At 38.6% G+C, this 12,364-nt stretch carries 15 protein-coding genes; 9 read left to right on the top strand and 6 right to left on the bottom strand.

What is annotated here, in order from left to right; genetic code table 11:
- The coding region (locus tag G327_RS0123200) for an IS3 family transposase (RefSeq protein ID WP_157601286.1) at nt 1-263 on the top strand (263 nt) is incomplete at its 5' end.
- 75 nt (nt 264-338) lie between these two features.
- Here G327_RS0123200 and G327_RS0123195 read toward each other — a convergent pair.
- The 5 genes from G327_RS0123195 to G327_RS26330 all read right to left on the bottom strand — a co-directional run bounded on the left by G327_RS0123195 (nt 339) and on the right by G327_RS26330 (nt 4,551).
- On the bottom strand, nt 339-2,255 hold the full coding sequence (locus tag G327_RS0123195; RefSeq protein WP_019617200.1) for a DNA cytosine methyltransferase: 1,917 nt from the start codon (nt 2,253-2,255) through the stop codon (nt 339-341).
- A 604-nt stretch (nt 2,256-2,859) separates the two neighbouring features.
- A complete protein-coding gene (locus tag G327_RS0123190) occupies nt 2,860-3,096 on the bottom strand; it encodes a hypothetical protein (protein ID WP_019617199.1) in 237 nt (78 codons plus the stop codon).
- Nucleotides 3,089-3,367: a hypothetical protein gene (locus G327_RS0123185; RefSeq protein ID WP_019617198.1), complete on the bottom strand. Its 279-nt coding sequence runs from the start codon at nt 3,365-3,367 to the stop codon at nt 3,089-3,091. The genes G327_RS0123190 and G327_RS0123185 overlap by 8 nt, the downstream gene beginning before the upstream one ends.
- 10 nt (nt 3,368-3,377) lie before the next feature.
- Complete coding sequence (locus G327_RS0123180) at nt 3,378-3,881, bottom strand: hypothetical protein (RefSeq protein WP_019617197.1); 504 nt, start codon at nt 3,879-3,881, stop codon at nt 3,378-3,380.
- A 34-nt stretch (nt 3,882-3,915) separates the two neighbouring features.
- A complete protein-coding gene (locus tag G327_RS26330; RefSeq protein WP_019617196.1) occupies nt 3,916-4,551 on the bottom strand; it encodes an SH3 domain-containing C40 family peptidase in 636 nt (211 codons plus the stop codon).
- Between the two features lie 576 nt (nt 4,552-5,127).
- Between G327_RS26330 and G327_RS27590 the strand changes: the two genes are divergently transcribed.
- The 7 genes from G327_RS27590 to G327_RS0123135 all read left to right on the top strand — a co-directional run bounded on the left by G327_RS27590 (nt 5,128) and on the right by G327_RS0123135 (nt 11,426).
- Nucleotides 5,128-5,259: a hypothetical protein gene (locus G327_RS27590; RefSeq protein ID WP_019617194.1), complete on the top strand. Its 132-nt coding sequence runs from the start codon at nt 5,128-5,130 to the stop codon at nt 5,257-5,259.
- Between the two features lie 636 nt (nt 5,260-5,895).
- Nucleotides 5,896-6,591 (top strand): zinc uptake protein ZrgA, encoded by a 696-nt coding sequence (zrgA, locus tag G327_RS0123160; protein WP_019617193.1) that lies wholly within the window; start codon nt 5,896-5,898, stop codon nt 6,589-6,591.
- Between the two features lie 106 nt (nt 6,592-6,697).
- Entirely contained in the window at nt 6,698-7,459 is a 762-nt protein-coding gene (locus tag G327_RS0123155) for an ABC transporter ATP-binding protein (RefSeq protein ID WP_026339518.1), read from the top strand.
- A complete protein-coding gene (locus G327_RS0123150; protein ID WP_019617191.1) occupies nt 7,456-8,715 on the top strand; it encodes an FtsX-like permease family protein in 1,260 nt (419 codons plus the stop codon). The genes G327_RS0123155 and G327_RS0123150 overlap by 4 nt, the downstream gene beginning before the upstream one ends.
- A 3-nt stretch (nt 8,716-8,718) precedes the next feature.
- Nucleotides 8,719-9,231 carry a DUF3299 domain-containing protein gene (locus G327_RS0123145; protein WP_019617190.1) on the top strand — a complete coding sequence of 171 codons (513 nt, stop codon included), beginning with the start codon at nt 8,719-8,721 and terminating at the stop codon, nt 9,229-9,231.
- 550 nt (nt 9,232-9,781) lie between these two features.
- Entirely contained in the window at nt 9,782-10,498 is a 717-nt protein-coding gene (gene cobB, locus G327_RS0123140; protein ID WP_019617189.1) for a Sir2 family NAD+-dependent deacetylase, read from the top strand.
- 118 nt (nt 10,499-10,616) lie between these two features.
- Nucleotides 10,617-11,426 carry a nuclease-related domain-containing protein gene (locus tag G327_RS0123135; protein ID WP_019617188.1) on the top strand — a complete coding sequence of 270 codons (810 nt, stop codon included), beginning with the start codon at nt 10,617-10,619 and terminating at the stop codon, nt 11,424-11,426.
- Between the two features lie 144 nt (nt 11,427-11,570).
- Here G327_RS0123135 and G327_RS0123130 read toward each other — a convergent pair whose 3' ends face one another.
- Complete coding sequence (locus tag G327_RS0123130; RefSeq protein WP_019617187.1) at nt 11,571-11,786, bottom strand: alternative ribosome-rescue factor A; 216 nt, start codon at nt 11,784-11,786, stop codon at nt 11,571-11,573.
- A gap of 327 nt (nt 11,787-12,113) precedes the next feature.
- On the opposite strand from G327_RS0123130, the gene G327_RS0123120 reads away from it, so the two are divergent.
- On the top strand, nt 12,114-12,364 hold a 251-nt coding region (locus G327_RS0123120; RefSeq protein WP_019617056.1), incomplete at its 3' end, for a transposase.

The following is a 12,364-nucleotide window of genomic DNA, read 5'->3' as shown; positions in this document are numbered from 1 at the left end:
GGATACTGAGGTTGCATAAGTTTGTAGGTAGTATGAGCAAAAAAGGATGTTGCTGGGATAATGCAGTAGCAGAAAGCTTTTTCGGCAGCTTGAAACAGGAAAGAGTTCACTGGCGCAATTATCGAACGCGCTATGCAGCTCAGCAAGATGTACTGAATTACATCACAATGTGGTACAACAGCCAACGGATGCATTCATACCTGAATTATCAAAGTCCCAATGAATTTGAGCGTATGGCTAAACCATTAAAAGAAGTAGCTTAAAGAACTTAACTAGGGTGACTGAATTAAGTTGACCAGGTCAGTTTGTTTTAATGTTTTATGTAAACGGTATTCACACTATTGATTATTTTTAAAAATATTATGCACAACTCCCGCAATTTTATTAGCCAGTAGTGGTGGCACTGCATTACCGACCTGAATGAATTGGGCTGTTCGGGGGCCATCAAAAAAATAGTTGTCAGGGAACGTCTGAATGCGAGCTGCCTCCCTTACGGTAAAACTGCGCATTTGACTCGGATCAGGGTGAATATAGTAGTGTCCATCTTTCGATATATGACTCGTAATTGTTGTGGCAGGTCTATCCCAGATTTGAGTACGAAAACGGTCGATAAACGATTCTCTATTTTTATGGCCCTTAGGATCAAGCCCAGCCTCTTCGAGTTCAAGTAGTCTCGGATATACTCTTTCATTTTCTTCAGGCTTAATTAACGAATAGCTTGAAGAGTAGATATAACGGCATAAATCAGAGTCCATGTGGTTTCTCGTCTCGTGATTTAAGATCATTTGGGTTTGCTTATTTGGATCATACCAATCCATTAAGTATTTCACCCCTTCTTTATTGGCTTTACCGCTATTAGAAGTAACTACTCGACTAAATGTAAACTCTGAAAATTTGTTAATTGATGAATTTGTTGATTTAAAATCCGTTTCGAATACATTTTTAAATGTCTGATCTTTATTTATAAGTGATAAATGATTTCGATACGCATACTCTAAGATGTTCCAAACTTTTTGCTGGTGTGAATTATTGCTTTTATTTAATCGAGTGACAGCATCATTTAGTTTATGGTTCAATGTTTCTTTCCAAAACGTAATTTCATCAGCTTTTTTTACTGATGATTGTTTAGGAGCATCTTTTCCGTTAAATGGGTGTTCTTGTCGACCTACTCCTGCTCTTAAAACAGGTAAGTTACCTATGGCGTCGCTAACATGTGTCTGTTGTTGTTTACTAATTTTTTGAAGCATCGCTACAAAGTTATTACTTAAAGCTTTAGATATATTCTTTCTAACTCCAAGCAAAATAACTCGCTCTCTAGCTTGTGGAATACCGTAATTTTTAGCATTTAAAACAAAGTCTGCGCCATTAAGCTGAAGTAAATCTTCAGTATTTCCTGTAAACTTAGAGTCATTAGCTAACGAATAGATGTCATATTCAAGTTTTGTTTGTTTATTTCCTAGTACATTTGATGGTTTGTTTAGGTCTGAAAAAATCCGTTTCCAAACATGAACTTTTTCGTCATTTTCTCCTATTACTTTTGCTGAAAGCATGCCTCTTACATTTTCCATAACAAAAATTTCAGGTTCAAAATCATTAATAATTTTAATGTACTCTTTATATAGCCATGTACGACCATCGTTATCTTGATCCCAAACTGCTGGCGAATCATTAGTTGTCACTACGTTGTTTGTTACGTGGCCTTTACGGCGAGAGCGACCTACAGTAGAAAATGCTTGGCAAGGAGGGCCACCTATCAGGATGGTTGGAGCATCTTTAGTGATTTGTTCTTGTATTGCTTTATGAATATCTTTTTTATCTTTACCAAGGGTCATTCTTCTTGCTTCATAAATTGCAGTTTTGATAGCGACAAGAGTTTCAGTCCAATTTTTTTTATAGAGTAGTTTTGCTTCTTCGAATTCTTTAGGACAATAAAATTCAGGTGAAATTAAGTTCCAGTCTCTTTTATCATTTTCAGTAACATCTAGTTCCCAGAAGCGAAATTCTAATAATTTTCCTAGCAGGGGGTTTTTACCGGATACGTAATCAAAGTAAATTTTAGGTAACGTGCATTTTTTATGGGTAAAATAGCGCGTAAAAGCTCTTAGTCTGAGTGTCTTATGTGCATACTGTTCCATCTCAACCGATATTTTTATTTGGAATGGAAAATTACCATTTTCATCTTTATACGCAGAGAAACCTTCACCTAGACCACCTGGTCCGGCGAATACATCGATAATTTGAGCTTTGATGGGCATTAATACTTTTCCAAAACAAATATATAACGAACTTTGAAAAGCCGTTGAGAATAAAAAACTTAGTAAGCGCGTATTATGATTATATATACAGTTAAAGTGAAGTTATATTCTATATTTACTCAGTTAAACCTTGATTATTGTTAAGGTAACTTAGTACGTTATGATTAATATTGAAGGTTATTTAACCGACATAGTGTGAATACAAGTATTTTCGTTAGAGTAGCTATACGGAAACTTTGATTTTGCAATTAATTCAATGTAGTAGAATTCCAAATCACTTTGGTTATTTATTCCTCATATACTTTTCTTGTGATGAACAGCTACCTTTGCTAATGATATCATAGATGATTGCGTTTGAAGGGCATCTTAAGACTACGTTTAATAACAGCTGTTAGACAGAAATTTTTACAGGGGGAAATAGCTCGTGGTTGGCACAAAATTACAGTGCCATTCAGACCTAGTCTAAGATCGAACAAGCAAAGGGGCAGATGATCTAAAAGGCAAGGCTTAACCACATGTACTGATATATTTAAACCATAAAATATGGGAAATTGTATTTGGCTGTCCGGCTCTTTTGCACTTTTAGATCCAGTTTTTTACGTATTTATTTAGAGGACGGTATCACTCTAGTCGCAAGCTTTATGCTCATTTCAGTCTGCTCCTTTTTTTTAGTAAAGAGAGGAATTCCTTTTTTGCTAATAGTAACTTGATTAAAGTTAAGCTCAATATCAACGGCTGATTGTAGTCTGCTTGTATTCAAAGTGTCTTGTACACCTTTAACTACAGAGTTAAATACTGATGCAATTGGTTTATGATTTTCTGTGAGAGCTTGTTTATTCAATTTCCTCATCCCTTATGTCAATGCTAATTTTCCCACTAATGGAAAGCTTAACTGCACCGTCCTTTCTTACTTGCAGTTTATCTTGCTCTCCATCAACCTTCAATTCGATAGAAAAGTCAACATCTCCATATATTAATGAACGCGACTGGTCATCTGGTACATCTCCTGATCTTGCACTCACTCTACTAAGTGATTTCTGTAAATTAACTAGGAGATCATCTAATGAAATATCATCTGATTTAGTTGATTTAGAGGTATGCTTGTTACTCATAACATAAGCCCTACTTTGTTGGTAATTGATTTGCGGCTTCAGTCAGTTTGGTGACAACATTATCTACATCACTAGCTGTTGCAATCGTCAAACTATGTTTATTTAAGTAGTCAGCCAAATCTTTCTTTTGGTTTGATAAAACAAATGTGCTGGCAGCCTGAAATAAACTTTCGTGAGTAGATTGTTTGCTTATCCCATATGTTCCGCTAGCATAGATAGGACCGACAGAAAGACCACCAGATAACGATCCGTTCGTTTCTTTTACCTCTGCTATACGCATAGTTATAGCAAGATCAATATTTCCGTTCAGCTCTACAATAGGTGCTGTTTTTAAGACTTCGTCGATGTCTATTCCCTCAATTGGCATGCCATTGTCTTTATTAAACATTAGGCTTTTTTTAAATGTTAGCCATTGTGCCCAGATTTTTAGATATTCAGCATCTGCTTTAACGGCTGCTTGAAGAGGTGCGTTGAAAAGTTCGGTAATTACTGAATTAATACTAGTGCTACTCATAATAGATCCTTTAAATTTAGATAAAAACGACTAATTATTCACCAGGTTTTCTATACCCAAGCACACGAGATCTTGGATAAGGGCTTATTTTAACTGCGTTACTTTGATTCCCTCCTAATACTATAATTTCATTATTATTTTCTTCGATGTAAAAACCAACATGGCCTCCATCACCTCTACTAAATACCACAATATCTCCTTTTTCTGGATTGTTAGTTCTCTCTCCCCAATTTAACCAATCTCGTGCCCATGCTGAATCTGTTCCTTCATATCCAGAACTTTCGACACACCAGTTGACAAAAGCAGAGCACCATGCAGTTTCATCATTTTCATTGTATGGAGTACCAAGCGAAGTAGATTTTAAATATTCAACAATTCTAGAGTTATCTCTTTCCCCTCTGTACTCTTTAACTCCGATTTCATTGTTTGCATAATGTATCCATGGTCGGTTTAAGTCTGAAGTGACATGTTCTGCTACCTTTCCCAAATATTTATGTGATACCCACCCAGCAATATTATTTTCTCTTCTTATTTGGTACCAATACCCATCTTCAGATATCGATATTCTTGATATTTCCTCATTTTTTATAAGATAGCCAAGTATTTCCCCCTCAAGGGATGGTTCTTTCCTAAGATGAAGAGTATTTGCTGTAACTTTATACTTATCCATACCTTCTCCTGTTTTCATGCAGATAAAGCACGAACGAATGACATTAACTCTACTTACCAAACAATACCGTTGTCTAATATTGAAAGTAAAACCGTCAATAAAAAAGAGTACATACATCCATAATTAGAGTTATTGAAATCAATTCAGGCAAACTAAGTACTTAGTATTTATCCAGTGAGTACATATGGCAAGGTAAATCAAAACAAATGATCAAATAAAAGGCTTTTTATTGTAATTTGGAGAGTCTGGTGTCAAATTTCATTGTTTGATTTGACAAAAAAACAACACCTAATTGGTATTGGTTGGTTGAATTCCCACGCGGAACATGGGAGCTAGTGAAAGGAGCTTGGAAACGAGTGAAAGAATGTTATCAAATAACGGCTGAGGGATTAAGCCGCTATTTGATAACACTCTTTCCCTGAGTGCTTTGCTTTACGATTGAATGATCGTACCTCGTGCAAGGTCTGTCTGTTTTTGTTCCTGGCTCAGCTTTGGAGCTTTTGCCGTTTTCTTCTGTTTAGCCATTTGTGTGTTCTTCTGTGTTCGCGAATTACTTATAAAAACGCGGAGCAATCGGTGCAGTTTAATGGCTTGCTGTTGGATAAAAAAGGACAAGAAATCACTGTTTATCTTCCTAAAGAAAGAATATTAAAAACCTTTCAGTTACCTAGTAACGCGGTTATCGAGCGGGATTTTGTTTCTGATTGAATTGATAATAGAGTTGCTTAGGTGGTTTACGTTAAACCATTTTGCGGAAGGTAAGATTTGTACCGTTGGTTGATAATAATAAAAGCTAAAAACGCAAGTTGCTACTTCGGAGGTTGTTGAAGTTGATCTATGAATTAACCGACAGTTTGTTTTTGGTCAATGTTTGATGTTTTTATGGAAAGCAATGTCTTGAAGGTAAGAGACTGAGCAAACCGCACAGTTCCGGATGCAATAATATTAAACTATTACGTTTATTTTTATGTTATGTTATATTATAACAATTATCTTCGTTTCCATTGATCAATTATGCTGAACTTATCCACACACCTAAAAGCCTTTTCTATATTGGCTTTGCTTTGCACTTTGTCTTTAGGTGTGATGACGGTTATCCATGAAAGCAGTTTTGATGAGGATTACCATCATGCACACCAGTGTGAGATGTTTTCAGGATTACAGCTAGGATTAGTGCCAGCTCTTGCTATTCCCGGTATTATACCTGTTAAAGTCGCAGTGTTTATACAGGAAACTCCCACTCTCCATTCAACGATCCCTACCAGCCGAAGAGCGCGTTCACCACCAAGATTCCTGAATTCATTAACTTAAGCCATACCCGTTAATTTATATTTTGGAATAATTATGATAGCTAAATCAAAATTGGCTGCACTAGCAGCTTTATGCGCGTCTGCGGGCGTTTTTGCAGATCACCACAGTACAGAAGAAACAAGAAACCACCAAGCCCATGTGCATGGTGAAGTGAGGTTTGATATAGCCCAGGAGGGGAAAGATTTGATCTTAGCCATTTCCGCTCCTGGTGCTGATATTGTTGGTTTTGAACATGCACCTGAGACTGCCCAGGAAAAAGAAATTCTGAAACAGGCTTTAGCTCGTTTAGAAACACCAGGAGATTTATTTTCCTTTGATCAAGCGGCCCGATGCAAACTTAGCGATCGTTTGATTGAACAATCTCTTTCTGCTCATGATGAAGACGAGCACCATGATGAAGATAAGCACCATGATGAAGATAAGCACCATGATGAAGATAAGCACCATGATGAAGATAAGCACCATGATGAAGACGAGCACCATGATGAAGATAAGCACCATGATGAAGGTAAGCACCATGGTGAAGATAAGCATCATGATGAAGACGGACATGCTGCGTTTGAAATTAGCTATCAGTACCATTGTGAGAACGTTGCATCACTCTCTAAAATAAAAAACAGCTGGTTTAAGTATTTCCCGAATACGCAAGAGATTCATGTCAATTTGCTAACGGAGCAGAGCCAAAAAGTGCTCGAGCTTACAACAACCAATACTGACATTAATTTTTAACTCATTGCATGAATACTCAGCAAGTGGCCTGGTTTACTTGCTGAGTATGGGAAAACACATGACAGACTTTCAAAACCCGTTGATTGAAACATCAGAGATATTTGCGATGAGCCAGAACAAAGAAATACCAGTGGCCATTGAATTAAAAGATCTGCAGTTTCGTTGGCCTAAAGCCGACCACATTATTTTAGATATTCCAACGTTTACGATCCGTTCACAACAACATCTATTTGTGAGGGGACCAAGCGGCTCTGGCAAGTCCACTTTGCTGAGTTTATTAACTGCGATAAATACCCCGGGAAAAGGCCGGATCAGCTTATTGGGCACCGATATTTGTCAGCTTAAACCACGTCAGAGAGATCAATTTAGAGCTGATAATATTGGTTATATTTTTCAACAGTTTAATTTATTACCTTATTTAAGCGTGGTGGATAATGTCTGCCTTGCTTGTGAATTTTCCAGCAAACGTAAACAAAAAATTACTACCAAGTATTCATCCGCAAAAGATCCTATTCGCAGTGAAGCGATTCGTTTACTCACCGCTTTAAATTTACCAACGGACATACAAAATCAAAAAGCCAGTCATTTAAGTATCGGGCAGCAGCAAAGAGTTGCAGCAGCAAGAGCGCTAATGGGCAGCCCGTCTTTAGTGATTGCCGATGAACCCACCTCTGCACTGGATCATGATAACCGGGAAGCTTTTATTAAGTTACTTATGCAGGAAGTGGCACGCAGCGAAGCTACGCTTATTTTTGTCAGTCATGATCCCACGCTAGAACCCTTATTTGATCAAACAATAGATTTAGCTCAAATGAATCAAAACGCACAGAGAAAAACAGATGCTAACCAGCAAGGAGAATGTGCATGAAAAATCTTCTTCGACTGGCGTTTAATAGCCTGTTAAACCGTAAAACGACAATATTACTGAGCATCTTTACCATTGCCATTTCGGTTTTGCTGCTGCTGGGTGTTGAGCAAGTTAGAACGCAAGCTAAAAATAGTTTTGCTAATACCATTTCCGACACGGATCTGGTAGTCGGTGCACGCTCAGGTCAAATTAATTTGTTACTGTATTCTGTTTTTCGTATTGGTAATGCCACCAATAATATTGATTGGAAAACTTACCGAGATTTCCAAAATCATCAAAGTGTTAAGTGGACAGTGCCGTTTTCATTGGGAGACTCCCATCAAGGGTTCCGTGTTTTAGGTACAAATACAGATTATTTTAAACATTATAAGTTTGGTAAAAAGCAGCCGCTTACCTTCTCTCAAGGTAAAGCTTTTAATCAACTTTTTGAAGCTGTTATTGGTGCGGATGTAGCACAGACACTAGGCTATAAGCTTCAAAGCCCTATAATCCTCGCCCACGGAATGAAAGATGTAGGCTTTACTAAGCACGATAACTTGCCCTTTAAAGTCGTCGGCGTACTTGCGCCAACGGGCACCCCTGTTGATAAAACGATTCATGTTTCACTTGCTGCGATTGAAGCCATTCATGTGGGATGGGAGTCCGGTGCCTTTTTAGGTCATGCCCCCAGTGCCGATAGTTTAAAAGGCAGGGAGTTTGAACCTAAGCAAATTACTGCATTCTTAGTTGGGCTTAAATCTAAAATCCACACCTTCAAACTGCAAAGACAGATCAATGATTATCGTCTTGAACCCCTGAGCGCCATTGTACCAGGCATCGCTTTACACGAACTCTGGTCATTGATGTCTGTGGCCGAACAAGCACTTTTGATTGTGTCTATTTTTGTGGTGATTGCGGGATTTTTAGGTATGTTAGCGAGTTTATTAACCAGCTTAAATGAACGTCGACGGGAAATGGCTATATTGCGTGCATTGGGGGCAAGGCCTCAGCATATTTTCAGTTTGTTAGTGCTTGAAAGCGGCATTATCTGCGGCTTAGGCATTTTACTTGGCATGGGATTATTATATTTGATCCTTGCTATGGCGAGTCCTCTCATTCAACAACATTACGGACTGGCAATCAATTTAATGACACTTTCTAACTATGAACTTATGTTAATAGGTTGTATCCAGTTAAGCGGCCTTATTATTGGTATTATTCCTGCTGTTTTAGCTTACCGCCAATCGTTAAGCGATGGCATGACCATAAGGATTTAAACAATGAAAAATATAATAAATCAGACCTATTTGGTCATTTGTAAAGCTTATAAACTTACTATTGTGTTGAGTTTTTTACTTTTTTCTTTATTTGGGGCAAGTACCTCCTATGCAGAAACATTGCAGTTAAAATGGATTGATCTTGTGCCTGAATCAGAAAGGGTTGCCAGTGAGCTAACGGCGGGTAAATTAAAGAATATGCAGTCAAAGCAGGGAATGGTACGACCTGAATTAAACGGTAAACAAGTTAGAATTCCGGGTTTTATCATTCCTCTTGAAGGCGATGCAGACAAGGTTACTGAGTTCTTATTGGTACCTAATTATGGATCTTGTGTGCATACGCCTCCACCGCCGTCAAACCAGATCATTTATGTGACGTTTCCTCAAGACGCCCCCGATCTTGATTTATGGGATGTGGTGTATTTAGAAGGAAAAATGATCACACAACAACGTGAAGTTGGCAGGGTTGAAGCGGGATACCACATCATCGGCTCTAGTGCTACTCCTTACCAATAAGCTAATCGACAAGGTGAATTGTCGTGGTTGAATAGTATTAACCATAAATTTGTAGGTAGCTGAAGGAGGGCTGCCTATATTAGAGAAATTACCCCCCCTTAACCATTTTAGGTTAATTACATTTGTCATCTATTTAGAGTGATATTCCTGTGCTCATTAATTACCGCCAATTGAGGACACCCAAACCTTTTTTCTCTTAAGAAGCTGATTTTGTGGGAGCGGATTTTGGTGTTTTTTCTTTAGAACTGAAAAAGTTTTAATTTTGGACACCCAAACATTTTAACCTTTAATAAACTAATTTTGTTGGGTGAGTTTTACTCTTTTTTAGAATGAAAATGGGGGCCGAGGGGCAGGTCTTTCTTTTTGACTTTCAATAATCAGTGTCTGTGCTAGGGCGCTTTTGGGGCGTTAGTGAGTGAGCTTTTTGAGCAGGGAAGGACACAAATCGACCTAGAAAATGTTATTCTATCGGCACTAAGCGAATGACCATTACCTCTGTTCCACAACAAAATAAGTGCTATTTTTAACAATTAGCCTAAGAGAAATTATTATGACACCTCCCTATACAAATATCGTGATCCTGACTGGTGCCGGCATTTCAGCTGAGTCAGGTATTCAAACCTTTCGAGCTGCAGACGGGCTTTGGGAAAATTGCCGCGTAGAAGATGTGGCGACCCCTGAAGGTTTTGCTGCGGATCCTGATTTTGTGCAGGATTTCTATAATCAAAGGCGCAGTAAACTACAGGAAATAACCATACAGCCCAATGCTGCACATTTGGCGCTTGGCGAGTTAGAAGCCAGATTTTCCGGCTGCCTGACCATTATTACGCAAAACATTGATGACCTGCATGAAAGGGGCGGTAATAGCAATGTTATTCATATGCATGGGGAGTTACTAAAAGCCCGCTGCAGTGCTTCGGAAGAGGTCGTGGAGCATAAAGGTGACATTGTCACGGGGGATTTGTGTAGTTGTTGTAAAACGCCCGCGCAGTTACGTCCGCACATTGTCTGGTTTGGCGAGATCCCTCTTGAAATGAATGCCATTGAATCAGCTATTGAAAAAGCTGATTTGTTTGTTGCTATCGGTACTTCCGGCAACGTGTATCCTGCTGCTGGTTTTGTACAGGCTGCTAAGATGCATGGAGCGCACACCTTAGAAATTAATTTAGAGCCTAGCGCGACGGAAAATCAATTTGAAGAAAAACGTTATGGGAAAGCAAGTGTCGAAGTGCCTGCTTTGGTCGCAGAGTTATTAGTGAATAAATAAGCCACGTTTTAAATCGTGAAAGACTAATTGGGACATCCAAACATTCTCCCCTTAACTAACAGATTTTGTGGAAGCGAGGGGGCTTTTTTACTGAAAACAAAACATCCAAGGAATTAAAATGGATTTTGCTTCTTTAATTTTTAAATCATTAAGTTTGTATTGGTTTGTGATACCGCTATTTATTTTACCTTTAGTATTAAAATCAGCTTGGTTTAAAGGCGCTTTCGGTGAGTTTCTGGTTAACTTTTTATTAAAGAAGTTCCTGCCGCAGGAGCAGTATACTCTAATCAAAAATGTCACCTTGCCAACCGAAAATGGTACAACACAAATCGACCATATTGTGGTTTCGCAGTTTGGTGTGTTTGTAATTGAAACCAAGAATATGAAAGGCTGGATTTTTGGTCATGCTAAGCAGAAGCAGTGGACGCAGAAGATTTTCAAATACACCGGTAAGTTTCAAAATCCACTTCATCAAAATTACAAACACACGCAAACATTAGCGAGTTGTTTAAACATTCCAAGTGATCTTATCTATTCGGTGATTGTGTTTATCGGTGACAGTACCTTTAAAACAACTATGCCGGAAAATGTCACTTATGCGCGTGGCTGTGTTGAATATATTAAAACGAAAAATGAACGTCATTTTACTGTTGAACAAGTCACCGAGATTGTATCGGTTATTGAAGCGGGGCGCTTATCTCGCGGCTTGAAAACTAACTTGGCGCATAATCAGCATGTGAAAACCATTATTCAAAGTAAACAACCGACTGACATTGTTATCGACGAAAAGGAAAACTCAGAGCCTGTTTGTCCTAAATGCGGATCTGCCATGGCATTAAGAGAAGCGAAAAAAGGCAAGAACGCCGGTAATCAGTTCTGGGGCTGTACTAACTTCCCTCAATGTAGAAAAGTTATTGGTGTAAATTAATAGCCAAGGGGTTACCTCGTTCTCATGTCTGCGCAGTAATGTATAGGTTTGTGTCTGGTGGTTCGTTTATATGAATTTCCACGCGGAGCATGGGAACTAGTGAAACTATATGAAAAAGAATGTTATCAAATAACGGCTGGTGGATTAAGCCGCTATTTGATAACACTCTTTCCCTGAGTGCTTTGCTTTACGATTGAATGAGCCTTTTCCTTTTTTCGCTTTCACGACTCTCATGCAGAAAACTTTGCTTGTTACTAGTGCACCAAGCGCAGAGTGGTTGATCGTACCTCGTGCAAGGTCTGTCTGCTTTTGTTCCTGGCTCAGCTTTGGAGCTTTTGCCGTTTTTTTCTGTTTAGCCATTTGTGTGTTCTCCTGTTTAGCTGCAGGCAGTCTAGCACTTTAATGCGGTGTTTAAAAATTAACTTAGCCCTAAATGCGGTTCGGAAATGCTGTTTAAGGAAAGCCAAAAAGAGGAAAACGCAGGTAATCATTTTTGGGGCTGCACTAACTTGCAAAATGTCGCAAAGTCATTGGCGTTTAAGGTCTTACTTTTTTTGGGGGGGCCGATTTTCTCGTTTAAGGAATGGGAGCAGACTGCTTAGTCTATCTTTTCTAATTACCAGGTGACGTGGTTTAATTGATTCGACTAACCCAGTTAAGACATAATTGATTTAACTGGAGATTGAAATGAAAACACGTAAAACCTATTCAAAAGAGTTCAAACTTGATGCCATTGCGCTGGTAAGAGAGCAAAATTACAATATTGCAGAAGCAGCTAGAAACTTAGAGATTACTCCTCAGATTCTGGGCCGTTGGATAAAAGAGGCAGAAAATGATGATGGCCATGCATTTAGAGGAAACGGTAAACTAACTCCAGAGCAGGACGAGATCCGTAAGTTAAAAGCACAAGTAAAACGCTTGGAAATGGAGCGTGAAAT

Origin of the sequence: Psychromonas ossibalaenae ATCC BAA-1528, from assembly GCF_000381745.1 — a bacterium.
GTDB lineage: Bacteria > Pseudomonadota > Gammaproteobacteria > Enterobacterales > Psychromonadaceae > Psychromonas > Psychromonas ossibalaenae.
Note: the sequence above shows the minus strand (reverse complement) of the source record. Positions and strands in the feature narration are given on the sequence as shown.

Bases quoted from the DNA above. Each gene is read 5' to 3' on its own strand.
- G327_RS0123195 (WP_019617200.1), bottom strand. From the start codon at position 2,255: ATGCCCATCAAAGCTCAAATTATCGATGTATTCGCCGGACCAGGTGGT.
- G327_RS0123185 (WP_019617198.1), bottom strand. From the start codon at position 3,367: ATGAGTAACAAGCATACCTCTAAATCAACTAAATCAGATGATATTTCA.
- G327_RS0123180 (WP_019617197.1), bottom strand. From the start codon at position 3,881: ATGAGTAGCACTAGTATTAATTCAGTAATTACCGAACTTTTCAACGCA.
- G327_RS26330 (WP_019617196.1), bottom strand. From the start codon at position 4,551: ATGGATAAGTATAAAGTTACAGCAAATACTCTTCATCTTAGGAAAGAA.
- zrgA (WP_019617193.1), top strand. From the start codon at position 5,896: ATGATAGCTAAATCAAAATTGGCTGCACTAGCAGCTTTATGCGCGTCT.
- G327_RS0123155 (WP_026339518.1), top strand. From the start codon at position 6,698: ATGAGCCAGAACAAAGAAATACCAGTGGCCATTGAATTAAAAGATCTG.
- G327_RS0123150 (WP_019617191.1), top strand. From the start codon at position 7,456: ATGAAAAATCTTCTTCGACTGGCGTTTAATAGCCTGTTAAACCGTAAA.
- G327_RS0123145 (WP_019617190.1), top strand. From the start codon at position 8,719: ATGAAAAATATAATAAATCAGACCTATTTGGTCATTTGTAAAGCTTAT.
- cobB (WP_019617189.1), top strand. From the start codon at position 9,782: ATGACACCTCCCTATACAAATATCGTGATCCTGACTGGTGCCGGCATT.
- G327_RS0123135 (WP_019617188.1), top strand. From the start codon at position 10,617: ATGGATTTTGCTTCTTTAATTTTTAAATCATTAAGTTTGTATTGGTTT.
- G327_RS0123130 (WP_019617187.1), bottom strand. From the start codon at position 11,786: ATGGCTAAACAGAAAAAAACGGCAAAAGCTCCAAAGCTGAGCCAGGAA.